Below are 16,849 nucleotides of genomic sequence, written 5' to 3'. Positions count from 1 at the left end.
TCGACCTTTAGGAGATGATCGTGGTCGTGACTACCAAGAAGAACCCGAAAGCCGTCGCGGAATCCGACGCCGACACCGAATCGGGTGCCGAAACGCCGGACGTCGCAGGCGAAGACGCCGAGGAGAAGCGCACCGACGAGGCCGACGCCGCCGACGTGGCTGACGACGAGGCGGGCGAGGACGCGGACGAAGATGGCGGCGCACTGCTCAAACGCAAGCGTCCGGAGACCGAGCGCGCCAAGCGGCCCTGGCGCCGGTATCTGCGCCGCAGCGTCCTGCCGGCGTTACTCATTGCCGCGCTTGCCTTTTCGGGATTCCTCGGGTGGCGACAGTGGCAGGACCATCAGTTGAAGGTCGCGGGTGAACAGGCCCAACAGGCGGCCATCGCCTACGCGCAGGTGCTCACGAGCATCGACTCGAACAAGGTCGACGAAAACTTCAAGCAGGTGCTCGACGGCGCGACCGGCGAATTCAAGGACATGTACACCCAGTCCAGCGTCAAGCTGCGGCAGCTGCTGATCGACAACAAGGCGACCGCGCACGGCGTGGTGGTCGACTCGGCCATTCAGTCCGAATCCACCGACAGGGTCGTCGTGCTGCTCTTCATCGACCAATCCGTCACCAACACGGCCGCGCCCGACCCGCGCGTCGACCGCAGCAGGATCAAGATGACCATGGAGAAGGTCGACGGTCGCTGGCGGGCGAGCAAAGTCCAACTCCTCTGAGCCGAGCAAATCCGTTCATGCTCAAGAGACTGTCGGCGGCGCTCGTAATGGTCGCGGCCGCAACGATTCCCAGCGCCGCCACCACGCACGCGTCGGCGCCGTCATTCTGCGGCGAGCTCGGCGGTGACTGGGACGGCCAGTACTGCCACACCTCGGTGACGTCGGAACGCAACGCCGTGCGCGACATCAAGGTCGCCGTGCCCGACGACCTCGTCGACAATCCGACCACCGGCCCGGCGATCCGGGACTACCTGCACACGCTGGTCAACAACTGGAAGATCGCCAACGGCAGCATGGCCGCCGATAGCTACGGAGAGGAGAATTTCGAGGTCTACCGGCACGGCAATCTGCTCAGCGCGGTGTTCCACGAGGACTATCACGCCGACGGGCCCAAGCCCAACAACGCCTACCGGACGTTCACCTTCGACATGGCGGCCGGCAGGCGGGTGCAGCTGGCGGACCTGACGACGTCGAATCCGCTGACCGCCATTCCCCCACTGGCCCAACCGTTTATCGAAACCGCGCTGAACCAGGCGCCGCCGCCGCACGACCCGGGAACCTACCCGTTCATCGTCGACCGCTGGACTCCGGACAAGGTCTACTCGGGCGCGTACAAGGCGTGGGCGCTGACGCCCGACGAGTTGATCATCTACATGCCTGACTATCCGGTGGGCCACGACGAGCCGGTCAACTTCTCCACGGGCCTGCCGCAGTGGTTCATGGACGGCGGCACCGTGCAGGCGCACATCCCGCTGTCCGCGCTGAGCCCGGTGATGCGCGTCTAGTGCCCGCAGCGGTCGACCAATCGACTTTCGAGCCCTTTCCACGCTACCGTTACCGGAGCATCGGCTCCGCATGTGGCGGAGTCGTTTTCACCCCGCGACTGCCACACCGCCTTCGAGTAGTGAACGCCACATGAGCGCCTGTGTAAATCGGCCCATGGCGGGTACGTTCCCGAAGTGCGCCGACCTCTTCGCTGTCTGAACAGTTCCCGTATCCACCCCGTCATGACGCCATTGCAAACAATCTGATGGCGCGACCAAAACCGGTGCCCGAGGAGTTGCGCCAGCTGGCCGTCGCCCACGGGGTGGCCACCTTCTACCGGAATGAACGACGTGAACCGGTTGAGGTCGACGCGGACGTGGTGATCAGAGTGCTCGCGCTGCTCGAGGTCGATGCGGGCAGCGAGGCCGACCGGCGTCGTGAATTGGGGAAGCTGGCCGAACGCAGGCGCGCCGGGGCCTTGGCGCCGACGGTCGCCGTGCGGGCAGACGGCCGGCCGCGCGCCTTTCCGGGAGCGGTAGCGCTGGTCGGCGAGGACGGCGACCAGATCGACGTGCGCGAGGAGCTGCCCGGCGATCTGTCGCCGGGCTGGTACCGGCTGCACACCAGGGATGGCCAGCAAGTCACCTTGGTAGCGGCCCCGCCGCGCGTGCCCCAACCACCGGTTACCTGGGGATGGATGCTGCAGCTGTATGCGCTGCGCTCGGACCGTTCATGGGGCATCGGTGATCTGGGTGACCTGCGCGATTTCATCCGCTGGACCGCAGCGGCGCATGGCGCGGGCGCGGTACTGCTCAACCCGCTGAATGCGCCCGGGCCCACGCATCCCGTTCAACCGTCCCCCTACACCCCGTCCAGTCGACGATTCGCCAACCCGCTGGCGATGCGCATCGAGGACCTCGACGCTTACCGTCGAGCCGACCCGCAAACCCGCGCCGAAGTCGATGCGCTGCGCGTCTCGTCCCGCACCGAGCGGATCGACCATGACCTGGCCTGGGCCGCGAAACGCGCTGCGCTCGAGATGCTTTGGCGCACGGAGAACCGACCTTGCCCACTGGACGACTCACCCTCATCCAGGGCGCTGCGCGACTGGGCCACTTACTGTGCGCTGGCCGAGCGACACGGCGGCCGCTGGCCGCAGTGGCCCGAACCCCTGCGTAACGTCGATGGGCCGGAAGTCACCGCGGCTCGTCAGGAACTGGCGCCCAGGATCGCCTTTCATGCCTGGGTGCAGCAACGCTGCGCCGAACAGCTCGGCGAGGTTCGGAACGCCGCGCGAGAAGCCGGGATGGCGCTGGGCGTCATACACGACCTCCCGGTCGGGGTCGACTCGGACGGCGCCGACGCGTGGGCCCTGGCGGACATGCTGGCCACCGGAGTTCACGTCGGTGCTCCCCCAGACAATTTCACCCCCCGCGGCCAGGACTGGGGGCTGCCGCCCTGGCGGCCGGACCGGCTCGCCGCCACCGGATACGCCCCGCTGCGAGACATGCTGCGAGCCATACTGGTCCACGCCGACGGCCTGCGGATTGACCACGTCGCGGGCCTGTGGCGGCTGTGGTGGATACCGCCGGGCGAGTCTGCCGACCGGGGTACCTACGTCCACTACGACGCCGACACCATGCTCGCCGTGCTCGCGCTGGAAGCGCAGCGAGCCGGAGCGATCGTGGTGGGTGAGGACCTAGGCACTGTCGAGCCGGAAGTCACCGAAGCATTAGGCGGCAAGGGAATGCTCGGATGCGCGGTGTCCTGGTTCACCCGCGACGAGTCCGCGCCAGAACAACCGTTGCTCCCCTCGTCGCGGTGGCCCCAGCGCGCGGCTGCCAGCCTCTCTACACACGATCTGCCCACTGCGGCCGGATTCTTTCGAGGAGAACACGTACGGGTGCGCGCGGAGCTCGGCCTGCTCGACGACGTGCCGGCCGAACAGGCCTCGGCCGACAAGGAAAAAGCCGAGTGGCTGGCCGTACTGCGTTCCGAAGGGGTGCTGCCGACCGACCCGGACGAGAACGACATCATCGTCGCCATGCACCGCTTCTTGGCGGCGACCCCGAGCAGGTTGAAGTTGATCTCGCCGTACGACGTCGTCGCCGAGCCGCGACAACCGAATTTGCCTGGAACCATTGACGAATACCCGAATTGGCGCTTGCCGCTCCCGGAGACATTCGAGCAGCTGCGCGTCGATCCGCGAGTCGCCGAGATCGCCGCCGTTTTTCAGGCCGCCGCCGAGAGCTGACCCGCGGTGCGGGTCAGTTGGCCCGTCGGCGACGCAGGTCGATGGAGATCACGTCGGCGATTTCCCGGCTTTCCGCCCGCTGGGCGTGCTGGTCGGTGGCGGTGCTGCGGCTGCGGGCCGAGAAATGGACGCTTGCCGCCAGATCGCTGTATTCCCAGGCTAAGTCGCTGACTTCGCGCCTGGTGCGGCCAAGCGCGGTACCCAGCGCTCCGACGATGCGCCGAACATGCAGGACCGTGGTATTGACGACCTCGACGGCGATGTCGGCAATGCGGTTCAACTCTCGCTGCAGCATGAACATCCCTCCCCCTGGCTCGGCACGACCAGATCAATCCTCCGGGTTGTAGCCGAGGTTGGGGGCGAGCCAGCGCTCGGCTTCCTGCAGGGTCCAGCCCTTGCGCTTCGCGTAGTCGGCGACCTGGTCCTGGGCCAGCCGGCCGACCACGAAGTACTGGGACTGCGGGTGCGAGAAATACCAGCCGCTGACGGCGGCGCCGGGCCACATCGCCATCGACTCGGTCAGCTCGATGCCGGTCCGCTTCTGGACGTCCAGCAACTTCCAGAGCGTCGCCTTCTCGGTGTGCTCCGGGCAGGCCGGGTAGCCGGGGGCGGGGCGGATTCCCCGATACTTCTCGTCGATGAGCGCCTCGTTGTCGAGCTGCTCGTCCGGCTGGAATCCCCAGAACTCCTTGCGGACCCGTTGGTGCATCCGTTCGGCGAAGGCCTCTGCCAGCCGGTCGGCGACCGACTCCAGCAGGATCGCGCTGTAGTCGTCGAGGGCTTCCTTGAACTCCGCGATCTTTTCCTGGCTACCGAGCCCCGACGTGACGGCGAAGGCGCCGACGTAGTCGGCCAGACCGGTGTCTTTGGGTGCGACGAAGTCGCTCAGCGAGCGATTCGGGATGCCGTCCCGGTGCTCGCCCTGCTGGCGCAGGTTGTGCAGCGTGGTCAGCACCTCGCTGCGGCTGTCGTCGGTGTAGATCTCGATGTCTTCAGAACCCGAGCCGACGGCGTTGGCCGGGAAGAATCCGATCACCCCGTTGGCCATCAGCCACTTCTCCTTGATCAGGGTGTCAAGCATCTGCTGGGCGTCGTCGTACAGCTTGCGGGCGGCCTCGCCCGAGGCGGGGGTGTTGAGGATGTCGGGGAAGCGGCCCTTCATCTCCCAGGCGTTGAAGAACGGCTGCCAGTCGATGTACTCGCGCAACTCGGCGAGGTCGTAGTCGAGGAACTCCCGCACACCGAGGCCCTGGGCGGGCACCGGCGGCGTGTAGCCGTCCCACTCGATCGGCGTCCGGTTCGCGCGGGCCTTTTCGAGCGTCAGCATCGGCCGCTCGTTCTTTTGCGAGTGCCGTTCCCGCAGGGATGCGTAGTCCTTTTCGGTGGCCTCCAGCAGGGCCGGCCGCTGCTTGTCGTCGAGCAGCGCGGCGGCCACCGGCACCGAGCGGGACGCGTCCTTGACCCACACCACCGGGCCCGAGCGACGCGGCGAAATCTTCACGGCTGTGTGCGCGCGCGAAGTGGTCGCGCCACCGATCAGCAGCGGAATTTCCAGACCCTCGCGTTCCATCTCGACGGCAAAGTTGGCCATCTCGTCCAGCGACGGGGTGATCAGGCCAGACAGCCCGATGATGTCGGCGTCGTGCTCCTTGGCCGCGTCCAAGATCTTCTGCGCGGGCACCATCACACCGAGGTCGATCACCTCGAAGTTGTTGCACTGCAGAACAACTCCGACGATGTTCTTGCCGATGTCGTGAACGTCACCCTTCACGGTCGCCATCACGATCGTGCCGTTGGTGTCCTTCCCGGCGGCCGCACCGGACTCTTGCTTCTCCGCCTCGATGTAGGGCAGCAGGTACGCGACGGCCTTCTTCATCACCCGGGCCGACTTCACGACCTGGGGCAGGAACATCTTGCCCGAGCCGAACAGGTCACCGACGACGTTCATGCCGTCCATCAGCGGACCCTCGATCACCTCGATCGGGCGACCACCCGCCTCGGCGATCTCGGCACGCAACTCCTCGGTGTCTTCATCGACGTGCGCGTCGATTCCCTTGACCAGCGCGTGCGTGATCCGCTCCCGGACCGGGAGCCCGCGCCACTCGGCAGCCTTCGGATCCTCGGTTTTATCCGACTTGTTGAACCGCTCCGCGATCTCCAGCAGCCGCTCGGCCGCATCCTCGCGACGGTTCAGGACGACGTCCTCGATGCGGTCCCGCAGCTCGGGGTCGATCGAGTCGTACGGGACCAGCGCGCCGGCGTTGACGATGCCCATATCGAGGCCGGCCTTGATGGCGTGGTACAGGAACACCGCGTGGATCGCCTCGCGCACCGGGTTGTTGCCGCGAAACGAGAACGACACGTTGGAGATACCGCCGGAGATGTGCACCCCGGGAAGGTTCTCCTTGATCCAGGCGCAGGCCTCGATGAAGTCGATTCCGTAGGTCGCGTGCTCCTCGATACCGGTCGCCAGCGCGAAGCAGTTCGGGTCGAAGATGATGTCCTCGGGCGGGAAGCCGACCTCTTCGGTCAGGATCCGGTAGGCGCGTCCGCAGATCTCCTTGCGACGCTCCAGGTTGTCGGCCTGGCCCTGCTCGTCGAAGGCCATCACGACGACGGCGGCGCCGTACTTACGGCACAGCCGCGCCTCGCGGATGAACTTCTCCTCGCCCTCCTTCATGGAGATAGAGTTGACGATCGGCTTGCCCTGCACGTTCTTCAGGCCCGCCTCGATGACCTCCCACTTGGAGGAGTCGATCATCACCGGGACGCGGCTGATGTCGGGCTCGGCCGCGATCAGCTTGGTGAACCGGTCCATCGCGGCGACGCCGTCGATCATGCCCTCGTCCATGTTGATGTCGATGACCTGCGCACCGACCTCGACCTGCTGCAGCGCGACCGACAGCGCGGTGTCGTAGTCCTCGGCCTTGATCAAATTGCGGAACCGGGCGGAGCCGGTGATGTTGGTGCGCTCACCGATGTTCACGAACAGGGAATCTTCGGTGATGTTGAGCGGCTCCAGGCCCGACAGCCGGGTGGCCACCTCGATGTGCGGCAGCTCGCGCGGCGCTTTGCCCTCGACGACCTTGGCGATCTCGGCGATGTGCGGCGGCGCGGTCCCGCAGCAACCGCCGACCAGGTTGACCAGGCCGGCCTCGACGAAGTCGGCGATGTAGCCGGCCTGACGCTCCGGGGTCTCGTCGTACTCGCCGAACGCGTTGGGCAGGCCGGCGTTCGGGTAGCAGGAGACGAAGGTGTCCGCGATCCGCGACACCTCGGCGATGTAGGGCCGCATCTCCGGCGCGCCCAGCGCGCAGTTCAGGCCCACCGCGATCGGCCTCGCGTGCCGGATCGAGTTCCAGAACGCTTCGGTGACCTGACCGGACAGCGTCCGCCCGGACGCGTCGGTGATGGTGCCCGAGATGATCAACGGCCAGCGGCGTCCGCGCTCCTCGAACAGCGTCTCGACGGCGAACACCGCCGCCTTGGCGTTCAGCGAGTCGAAGATCGTCTCGATGATGAGGAGGTCGGCACCGCCGTCGACCAGGCCGTTGGCGGATTCGAGGTAGGCGGCGACCAGCTGGTCGTAGGAGACGTTGCGGGCGCCGGGGTCGTTGACGTCCGGCGAGATCGACGCGGTCCGCGTCGTCGGCCCGATCGCGCCGGCAACATAGCGGGGCTTTTCCGGGGTGCTGTACTCGTCGGCGGCCTTGCGGGCCAGGGCGGCGCCGGCGTAGTTCAGCTCGTAGGCCAGGTCCGCCATGTCGTAGTCGGAAAGCGAGATCGCGTTCGCGTTGAACGTGTTGGTCTCCAGGATGTCGGCGCCCGCCTCGAGGTACTCGCGGTGGATCCCCTCGATGATCTGCGGCTGCGTCAGCGTCAGCAGGTCGTTGTTGCCCTGAAGGGCGGTCGGCCATTCCGTGAACCGGTCGCCGCGGTAGCCGGCCTCGTCGGGCCGGTCGCGCTGGATCGCCGTGCCCATCGCGCCGTCGATCACCATGATCCGCTGGCGCAGAGCCGCCGTCAGTTCGTCGGTGCAGTCGGGGCGGATGTTCGGCGCGAAGGTGTTCGACTCCGAGGCGTTCTTCGAGGCGTTCACGTGAATTCCTTCCGTAGCGGAAGGCGTCCTTGACTCTGCCGAGCGTGGCGGATACCTGCCGGGACCCGTATCCGTTGCAACGCCTCTCGACCAGAAAAGTCTACGTCGTCACCCGATCGACGCCTGGACGCCCAACTCATCGCCGCTATCGACAGCTCGTGGAGTCTGCCGGCGACGTGATAGTTACCAAGGTTAACGACATCGGGGCCGAACCTATTTCGCCCCGACCGCGTCGACGCCTGTCGACCATGTCGGTGTCGCAGCGGCGTTCGTTAGCGACAGTCACGCCGTAAGGATAGTCGTGCTATGCAAAGCCCTCGGTTGAGCGTCAATCGACCGACAATCCTTGGCCACCGCGCCCCGAACATCGGGCCGCGAGGCCGTACGCTAATTCTGTGACCCCGCCCGACGGCCCTCCCTTTGGCGAAGCCGCATTGCCCGAACTGCACCACACCGTCGTCGTGGCTGCATTCGAGGGCTGGAACGACGCCGGCGACGCCGCCAGCGACGCACTCGAACACCTCGAGGCCATCTGGGAAGCGGACCCGATCTTGGAGATCGACGACGAGGCGTATTACGACTACCAGGTGAATCGCCCGGTGATCCGGCAGGTGGACGGGGTGACTCGGGAACTGGTGTGGCCGGCGATGCGCATCTCGCACTGCCGGCCCCCGGGCAGCGACCGCGATGTCGTCTTGATGCACGGGGTGGAACCCAACATGCGCTGGCGCACCTTCTGCGCGGAGCTGGTGGCCATCGCCGACAAGCTCAACGTCGACACCGTGGTGATCCTGGGCGCGCTGCTGGCCGACACCCCACACACCCGACCGGTCCCGGTTTCGGGGGCGGCCTACTCCCCCGAGTCGGCGAAACGCTTCGGCCTCGAGGAAAGCCGCTACGAGGGCCCGACCGGCATCGCCGGGGTCTTTCAGGACTCCTGCGTGGCCGCCGGGATCCCGGCGGTGACGTTCTGGGCGGCGGTGCCGCACTACGTCTCGCAGCCGCCGAACCCCAAGGCGACGGTGGCCCTGCTGCGCCGCGTCGAGGACGTCCTCGACATCGAGGTGCCGCTGGCCGACCTGCCGACGGACGCCGAGGACTGGGAACAGGCGGTCACCGAGATGACCGCCGAGGACGAGGACCTCGCCGAGTACGTGCTGTCGCTCGAGCAACGCGGCGACGCCGAGGTCGACATGAACGACGCGCTGGGCAAGATCGACGGCGACGCGCTGGCCGCCGAGTTCGAGCGCTATCTGCGCCGCCGTCGCCCCGGCTTCGGGCGCTAGCACAGGGTCCGCCACCGCCGAAGCTGACGCTCGCGGTCGGTGACGGCCGTCGCCGAATTTGCCGTCGGCCGACCAAGTACGGAAGCATCGCTTCGCGACCTACCGATTGGACGTTTCATGGCCGCGTTGCCTGGTGATGGCAACCCAACTCCCATAGCCGGGCCAGATCCTGCAGTCGGCGATTTCGGCGAAGACGCCGGCTACCGCAAGGGACTCAAGCCCCGGCAGGTGCAGATGATCGGCATCGGCGGCGCGATCGGCTCCGGGCTCTTCCTGGGCGCGGGCGGCCGGCTGGCCAAGGCGGGACCCGGGATGTTTTTGGTCTACGCCGTGTGCGGCGTCTTCGTGTTCCTGATTCTGCGAGCGCTGGGCGAGTTGGTCCTGCATCGCCCGTCGTCGGGCTCGTTCGTGTCGTATTCGCGGGAGTTCTTCGGCGAGAAGGCCGCCTACGCGATCGGCTGGATGTACTTCCTGGGCTGGTCGATGACGGCCATCGTCGACACCACCGCGATCGCGACCTACCTGCGACGGTGGACGGCCTTCGAATCGATCCCCCAGTGGGTGCTGGCGCTCCTCGCCCTGATCGTCGTGATGTCGATGAACCTGATCTCGGTGGAGTGGTTCGGTGAGCTGGAATTCTGGGCGGCGTTGGTCAAGGTTCTGGCGCTGGTCGCCTTCCTGGTGGTCGGGATCGTCTTCCTGGCGGGGCGGTATCGCATCGACGGCCACAGCACCGGACTGAGTCTGTGGACCGACCACGGCGGACCCTTTCCCTCCGGCGTGCTGGCAGTTCTGCTGACCACCTCGGGCGTGGTATTCGCCTACGCCGCCATCGAATTGGTGGGCACGGCCGCCGGCGAGACCGCCGAGCCGGAGAGGGTCATGCCGCGCGCGATCAATTCGGTGATCGCGCGCATCGCGATCTTTTACGTCGGGTCGGTGGTGCTGTTGGCGTTGCTGCTGCCCTACACGTCCTACAAGGCCACCGAAAGTCCTTTCGTCACTTTCTTTTCCAAGGTCGGCTTCCACGGCGCCGGAGACCTGATGAACATCGTGGTGCTCACCGCCGCCCTGTCGAGCCTCAACGCGGGCCTGTATTCCACCGGGCGGATCATGCACTCGATGGCGTCCAGCGGCAGCGGACCCCGGTTCGCGACCCGGATGTCCAAGAACGGGGTGCCCTTCGTCGGCATCGCGATGGCGGCCGCCATCTGCCTGCTCGGCATCGCCCTGAATGCCGTCAACCCGGGCGAAGCCTTCGAGATCGTGCTCAACATCGTGGCGCCGGGCATCATCGCGTGCTGGGCGACCATCGTGCTGTGTCAGCTGCGCTTCTACCGGCTGGCCAAGGCCGGGCTCATCGAACGGCCGCGGTTTCGGATGCCGTGGGCCCCGTATTCGGGGTACCTCACCCTGGCGTTCCTGGCCGGCGTCCTGGTCATGATGGCGTTCGACAAGGAGACCGGCACCTGGACCATCGCGACGGTGGTGTTCGTCGTCCCGGCGCTGAGCGCCGGATGGTTCCTGGTGCGCAATCGGGTGGCCGCCCTCGCGTCGGAGCGCGCGGCCAAGACCGGCTAGGACGTACCGAGGTCGCGGTTGTAGGCGCTGGTGGACCGTCCCAGCGCAGCGACTTGGGCGTCCAGCTGCGGCAGCAGCTCGGCGGTGGATTTATGCAGCGGCATCTCGCCCACCGGGCTGGACAGCACCGGCTTGACCCAACGGAACAGCGCCACCCAACGCGGGCAGTAGACGCGGGTGCGCCGGCGCTCGATGCCCTTGACGAAAGCGGCCGCGCACTTGTCGACGGTCGTCGTCTTGCTCAGCGGCCACGGGAAGCTGGCCAGCAACTGGTTGAACGCAGGCAGATCGGACTGGGTGTCGCGGACCAGCGCCGTGTCGATCCACGACATGTGCGCCGAGCCGACGGTGACGCCCTGGTGTGCCACCTCCAGCCGCAGCGCATTGGCCAGCAACTCGACGCCCGCCTTGGAGGCGTTGTACGGCGCCAGCCCGGGGCAGGCGGTGTAGGCGGCCAACGACGAGACGATGAGCACGTAGCCGCGGCGCTCGATCAGCGCGGGCAGCGTGGCGCGCACGGTGTGGAAGACGCCGAGCACGTTGATGTCGAGCACCCGCTTGAAGGCGTCGGGATCCACTTGCAGCACTGACCCGTAACTCGCGATGCCCGCGTTGGCCACCACCACGTCGATGCCGCCGAATCGCTCGACGGCACGGGCGGCGGCGGCCTCCATCGCGGACGGGTTTCGCACATCGGCGACGGCCGTCAACACCCGTTCCTCGCCGAGTTCGGCGGCTAGCGCCTTGAGGTCCGCCTCGTTGAGATCGGTCAGCACGAGCCTGGCACCCCTGGCGCTCAGCCGGCGAGCGGTCTCCGCCCCGATCCCCCGGGCACCGCCGGTGATGAAAACGACCTTGTCCTGCAGCGATGTCATGATCGCCAACGTACCTTGCGGGCAGCGGGTTCCGGGTCGTGCCACTCTTCGCCGAGTGAATCACGAGGTGGACGGATCGCCCCTGGGCGGCTGGCAGCGCAACCGCGAAATTAGCAGTTCCGAAAACACCGGCATTCACCCGCGCTCTTTGCTTAATTCCGAGCGATGGGTCGAGCAGGACTGCGGCAACCCGTCTCACTCTGAGGCGGGACTGACGTGCCTGCTTGATTGACGCCGAGTGAAGTTATTCGATACCACTACCCGAACCCGGCGCTCGCGCTACTCTATTTTGCTCGCGCCGTCCCCGGGAGCAGTAAACGCGACCATAAGCTCCGGACATGATACGTAAGCGCGCATGTCACGCCGCGACGCCAGATGGCAGTCGACGGCTTGGCCCCACCGCCGGCGACGTTGGTAGACGTTTGCGACGCAAGGCCGATCGTTACCCAAAAAAAGTCGCATTCGATGTGGACTAAGCCACCGGCGCACAGCGACATACCTAATTCCGCTATTACGAGCTGGACACCAAAACACGCGTCATTGCGTGCACCGAAGCTGTCGCGAGCCGCGGGTGCGCGACCGGGATCAACCGGCTTGGGTCTAGCCAATTGCACTTTTTAAAGGGAGGGATAATGCACCGAAAATCGAATCCACCCGATTTGCCATTGTGGAAGTTTGTGTCGCATGCCAGCTTGGGTGACCTTGACACCTATCTCTGGCACCGCCAGGGCAGCAACCTTTTCTGCTGGCGTCCAGTCGGAAAGTCTTGGGGCGCAACGAAAAAGAAGGACGACGCCGATTGACGGACGTAATCGAATTCGCCCGTCAAAAATAATGACACGGCGGAATCGAATCCGTTTCAGCAGCCCAGATAAACCACCGCAGGAACTTCTGCCCGCCTCGACTAGGCAAGCAGGAGTACCGATGAGCTTCAACCTGTTCCCGCGCGCCTGGACTACATCGGCCTGAACTGGATGCCGTTGAGGCACAGCGTTATTGCCGCCGTGATCGAATTCGCCGAGGAGATCCCGCGGACAGCGTCGACCAGGATCAAGACTTAAGCGTTCAAACGGGCGAACTGGCCTTGCCGGTACTGCTCGACGCACGTCGCCCGCCGAACCTTGCCACTTGTGGTGATAGGTATCGAACCGGGCGTCACCAGAACCAGATCCGCGACGCCGACGCCGTGCGAGTTGGAGACCGCCGAGGTGACTTCGCGCTCGACGACGGCGAACTTGTCCGTCCCATCTTCGTGGGATGCGCCATTTTTCTTGACTTCGATGATGACGACAAGCCTTTCCGTGCCCCCATGCGGAACCGCTATCGCTGCGCACCTACCCCTGGTGATCTCCTGGACCGTCGCTTCGATGTCGTCGGGTGAGTGGTTACGCCCGTAGACGATCAACAGATCCTTGATGCGGCCGATGATGAACAGCTCGCCTTCGAAGAAGAATCCCGAATCGCCGGTTCGCAGCCACGGCGCTTCGGGTGTGCCGCCCGACGGAGCGACAAGCCGATCGCCGAACGTGCGTTCGGTCTCTTGGGGCTTTTGCCAGTAGCCCATGGCGACGTTGTCACCGTGCACCCAGATCTCACCGACGCTTCCCTGCGGGCACTCGATTTTGGTGTCGGGGTCGACGATGCGGATCACCGGTGACCGTGGCGCCCCGTAGCTGACCAACGGTGTGCCGGCTGGGCTTTCGCAGCGCTCCGCGGTGCCGGTGGTCAGCTTCTCGGATTCGAAGTGGACGATTTTGGGCGGTTGCGCCGGTGTACGGGTCAACGCGTACACCGTTGCCTCTGCGAGGCCATAGCCTGGCCGCACCGCGCTGTCGGGCAAATTGCAGCGCGCGAACCGGTCGGTGAAGCGCCGCATCGTCGCAGGATGCACCCGTTCGCTACCGCTGAGGATGAACAGCACGTCCCCCAGATCCAGTCCGGCCATGTCCTCGTCTGATGTCTTGCGTGCCGCCAATTCGAAGGCGAAGTTCGGCGCCGCCGAAATTGCGTGACTTTCCTTGGCCAGCAATTGCATCCACCGGGCCGGTCGCTGCAGGAACGACACCGGACTCGTCAGCACAGTGCGAAATCCGCCCAGAATCGGTATGCACACTCCCAGTACCAAACCCATATCGTGGTAAAACGGCAGCCACGACACTATGTTCGTGTCTGGTGGAGCGACGCCTCCGTACTCCACACAAAAGTCGGCTATCATCTGGCCGAAATTGGCCAGCAGGTTTCTGTGCGAGACCATGACCCCGGCCGGCTGGCGGGTCGACCCGGACGTGTACTGCAGATAGGCCAGCTCTGGGTGATTCTCGTTCCCGGCGCCGGATCCGGTCCGGGCGTCCAGGTCGAGCAGGTCCACCTCCACGACCGATCGAACGGGTGCGCCAGATTCCGACTTGACGTACTCGGCAACGGTTCCCGCGGCAGGGGACGTGGTCAGAACGACGGTCGGCGACGCGTCGCGCAGCACCGAACTGACGCGCTCGTCGCTGACGCCACCTAGCGGGACCGAAAGCGGAACCGCAACCTGCCCCGCCTGCAAGGCGCCGAGGAACGCCACGATGTAATCCAACCCCTGCGGGGCCATGATCACGGCGCGGTCGCCCGTCGACCCGCATTGCTGGAGTTCCCGTGCAACGTTCACTGTTCGCCGGTACAGCTGCGACCACGTCAGGCTTTCGGCAACCCCGTCCCAATCCTGCTCGTAATCAATAAAAGTGAACGCCGTGTCGTTGGGCTGCAAGCTGGCGCGTTCACACAGCAGATCCGAAATAGACGTCTCAACCATAATCACTCCATTCCGGTTCGGCCGGGGGTCCAAAAGGGTTTGGTGCGTATCTGGCGTCGGTCCCAGCCACGTTCGGTGATCAATATTCTGCGCAGGGTTTGTATGGTGCGGGCCTCGCCGGCGAGGTAGGCGATGCCGGGATGGTCGGGCAGTGGGAGGCCGCGCAGGGCGTCGGCGAGCACGGCAGAGTTCGCGGCTGAGGCGTCACCGCGCTCGACCCGGGTCAGGGGTCGGGCCAGGGGAAGGTGGTCGGCGCCGGTCGCGGCCTCGATCACTCCGTGAACCTCGGCGGTTGAGGGCATACATCGCAGCATCGCGGCGAACGCGACCGACGCGGTTTCTTCGCCGGCGAACACGTGGTAGGGCGCGTCGTGGCGGATGACGAGATTGCCCTGGGGCCGGGTGATATGGGCGTGATCGCCGATGGAGGTGGCCGTCGCCCAGCGTCTGGCAGGTGTCGCGGCCTTCGGGTCACCGTCGTGGTCGAACATCACGATGTCGAGTGTGCCGAGGTCGGGATCGGCGTTGTAGATGGAATACGTGCGTACTACGGGGTACGCGTGCATCCTCGACCAGGATTCACGCAGGCTCTCGACCTTCAGCCGGACCTGCTGACCTGGCGTCCAGGTCAGTCCCTGCAGTCGCGGGCCGCTGAACCGGATGCGGCGCATTCTTGGTGTCAGCCTTTCGAACTCGCTGACATCTGCCGAGAGAAACACTGCGTCGCGCAGCGTGCTGACGAGCGGGAAGGCGCCGATGACTGTGGCCACACATAACTCCAAAAGGTCGACGGTGGTCGAAGGCGGGTGCTGGTCTGCTCAGTAGTTGTTGCAGGTGCTGAACACCCGCAAGACGAGTCCGAACTGCGTGTCAGCCCCGGGCTGGCTCGCCAACATCTGGGCCATCCGCTGGCGTTGACCCGGCGGCGAGGCGAGGAACTGGCGCAAAAAGGAGACGCTCTCCGGCGAGGAGTTGAACTGTGCGGCGGCTTGGGGATCTGCCGCCTGCAGCGCCGATTGCACCTGGTCGTAATTACAGGTTGTGTTGACGAACGGGCTTAGATCCCGATCGGCGGACGCGAGCCCGACCCCGGCGGTCAACGACAACGCCAGGCCGCACGCCCCGACAGCCGATCTAGCCAACGATTGCGTGGTCATTTGTGGATACCTCCTGAATCGGTGTGAACTCGAGATGCAATTCCTTGAGACGCCTGAACAGCACGGTGCGGTCCCATTTGAGCCGACGAGCGCCTGGAGGACCGTGCTCGGCCTCTGAAAGCCGAATCTCGGCCATCCGGTTCAGGATTCGTTCCAAGCTCACCCGTACTTCGGCGCGCGCAATCGGGGCGCCCGGACACGTGTGGATACCACGACCGAAGGCGATGTGGTGCAATATGTTTGGGCGGCCGAGCCGGAATTCGCTGGGCTCGTCGAATCGTCGTGGATCGCGGTTTGCCGCACCGTTCATCACCAGAACGCTGGTACCGGCTCGCACATCGACGTCGCCGATCCTGGTGTTGCGCCGCGCCATCCGGAAATTCGATTTGATCGGGCTTTCGATGCGCAGCATCTCCTCGATAAAGGCGGGGATCTTTGAGTTGTCCTCGCGCAGTTGCTCTTGCAAGTCCGGTCGCTCCGCCAGCATCAGCATCGAGAGACTCAGCAGGTCGATCGTCGTGCCGTGGCCGGCGGCGTACATGAAGGTGGCAACGCGGGCAACGTCAATCGCGTCGGGTGTCGTACCGTCGGGAAACTTTGCCAGCGCAAGCTCGGTGAGGACGTCGTCGCGTGGATTGCGCCGCCGCTCCTCGATGTAATCGACGAACCACTCCTCTTTCACGCCAACAAAACCGCTGCGGTCGCCTTCGAGCCTACTGGCATACGCAGCGCGGCGGAATCGCTCCCGGTCGGCCTCGGGTACGTCCAGCAGGTCGGTAATCGCGTCGAGCGTGAACGGGAAATTGTAGTCGATGAAGATCTCGCACTTGCCCTTTGCGATGAAGCGGTCGATTTGCTCGTCGGCAAGACGCCACAGGAAATCCTCGTTGTTCTTCAGCTGCTTCGGCGTAAACAACCGGCTCAACAGCGAGCGGTGCGCGGTGTGCTTCGGAGGATCAAACGTGATGAAGTAGTCGCCGAATGTCACCGCGTGGCGGTACCGTTCGATCAGATCCGAGATGTCATCGCTATCGGTTTTGGTTGGAATCCCCGACCATGGTCCGCTGACTATGTTGCATACCGAGAATGTCTTATCGTGGTCGCGTTGCACGGCGACGGCCTCGTCGTACCCCGACACCATCACCACGCCGTGTGCCGGCTCGCGCCACACTGGGCAACGACGGATCTCGTCGTAGTAGTCGTAGGGGTCATCGACGAGCGACTTCTCGGTGAAGAAGTCGAGGTTCTCGGGTCCGCTCATTTCGACTCCCCTGTGCTGCAATACAATTCAGATCCCATAATTCAAATCC

At 65.3% G+C, this 16,849-nt stretch carries 12 protein-coding genes; 5 read left to right on the top strand and 7 right to left on the bottom strand.

What is annotated here, in order from left to right; all coding sequences use genetic code 11:
* The first annotated feature begins 14 nt into the window (after positions 1–14).
* From B8W69_RS26200 to malQ, 3 genes are all read left to right on the top strand, one after another.
* Positions 15–725, top strand: coding sequence for an Rv1363c family protein (locus B8W69_RS26200; RefSeq protein WP_085292613.1), 711 nt, complete (start codon positions 15–17; stop codon positions 723–725).
* Positions 726–742: 17 nt separating this feature from the next.
* Positions 743–1,510, top strand: coding sequence for a mannan-binding family protein (locus B8W69_RS26195; protein ID WP_085292612.1), 768 nt, complete (start codon positions 743–745; stop codon positions 1,508–1,510).
* 245 nt (positions 1,511–1,755) lie between these two features.
* Entirely contained in the window at positions 1,756–3,744 is a 1,989-nt protein-coding gene (gene malQ / locus B8W69_RS26190; protein WP_085292611.1) for a 4-alpha-glucanotransferase, read from the top strand.
* Between the two features lie 13 nt (positions 3,745–3,757).
* Here malQ and B8W69_RS26185 read toward each other — a convergent pair whose 3' ends face one another.
* Positions 3,758–4,045: a hypothetical protein gene (locus tag B8W69_RS26185; protein ID WP_085292610.1), complete on the bottom strand. Its 288-nt coding sequence runs from the start codon at positions 4,043–4,045 to the stop codon at positions 3,758–3,760.
* Positions 4,046–4,072: 27 nt separating this feature from the next.
* Complete coding sequence (metH, locus tag B8W69_RS26180) at positions 4,073–7,843, bottom strand: methionine synthase (protein ID WP_110882067.1); 3,771 nt, start codon at positions 7,841–7,843, stop codon at positions 4,073–4,075.
* Positions 7,844–8,238: 395 nt separating this feature from the next.
* Between metH and B8W69_RS26175 the strand changes: the two genes are divergently transcribed.
* Together B8W69_RS26175 and B8W69_RS26170 are read left to right on the top strand one after the other, a co-directional pair.
* Entirely contained in the window at positions 8,239–9,129 is an 891-nt protein-coding gene (locus B8W69_RS26175) for a PAC2 family protein (RefSeq protein WP_181447489.1), read from the top strand.
* 117 nt (positions 9,130–9,246) lie between these two features.
* Positions 9,247–10,710: an amino acid permease gene (locus B8W69_RS26170; RefSeq protein ID WP_085292608.1), complete on the top strand. Its 1,464-nt coding sequence runs from the start codon at positions 9,247–9,249 to the stop codon at positions 10,708–10,710.
* Here B8W69_RS26170 and B8W69_RS26165 read toward each other — a convergent pair.
* The 5 genes from B8W69_RS26165 to B8W69_RS26145 all read right to left on the bottom strand — a co-directional run bounded on the left by B8W69_RS26165 (position 10,707) and on the right by B8W69_RS26145 (position 16,800).
* Positions 10,707–11,585 (bottom strand): SDR family oxidoreductase, encoded by an 879-nt coding sequence (locus tag B8W69_RS26165; RefSeq protein ID WP_085292607.1) that lies wholly within the window; start codon positions 11,583–11,585, stop codon positions 10,707–10,709. The two genes, B8W69_RS26170 and B8W69_RS26165, sit on opposite strands and share 4 nt — an antisense overlap.
* 1,057 nt (positions 11,586–12,642) lie before the next feature.
* Positions 12,643–14,382: an AMP-binding protein gene (locus tag B8W69_RS26160; protein ID WP_085292606.1), complete on the bottom strand. Its 1,740-nt coding sequence runs from the start codon at positions 14,380–14,382 to the stop codon at positions 12,643–12,645.
* Positions 14,383–14,384: 2 nt separating this feature from the next.
* On the bottom strand, positions 14,385–15,152 hold the full coding sequence (locus tag B8W69_RS26155; RefSeq protein WP_181447488.1) for a siderophore-interacting protein: 768 nt from the start codon (positions 15,150–15,152) through the stop codon (positions 14,385–14,387).
* Between the two features lie 48 nt (positions 15,153–15,200).
* Positions 15,201–15,539: a hemophore-related protein gene (locus B8W69_RS26150; RefSeq protein WP_085292604.1), complete on the bottom strand. Its 339-nt coding sequence runs from the start codon at positions 15,537–15,539 to the stop codon at positions 15,201–15,203.
* Positions 15,517–16,800 (bottom strand): cytochrome P450, encoded by a 1,284-nt coding sequence (locus tag B8W69_RS26145; protein WP_085292603.1) that lies wholly within the window; start codon positions 16,798–16,800, stop codon positions 15,517–15,519. The genes B8W69_RS26150 and B8W69_RS26145 overlap by 23 nt, the downstream gene beginning before the upstream one ends.
* Between the last annotated feature and the right edge of the window lie 49 nt (positions 16,801–16,849).

The organism is Mycolicibacterium vulneris, from assembly GCF_002104765.1.
GTDB classification, from domain to species: Bacteria; Actinomycetota; Actinomycetes; order Mycobacteriales; family Mycobacteriaceae; genus Mycobacterium; species Mycobacterium vulneris.
The sequence above is the reverse complement of the archived record's forward strand: the minus strand, read 5'-3'. Positions and strand labels throughout refer to the sequence as shown.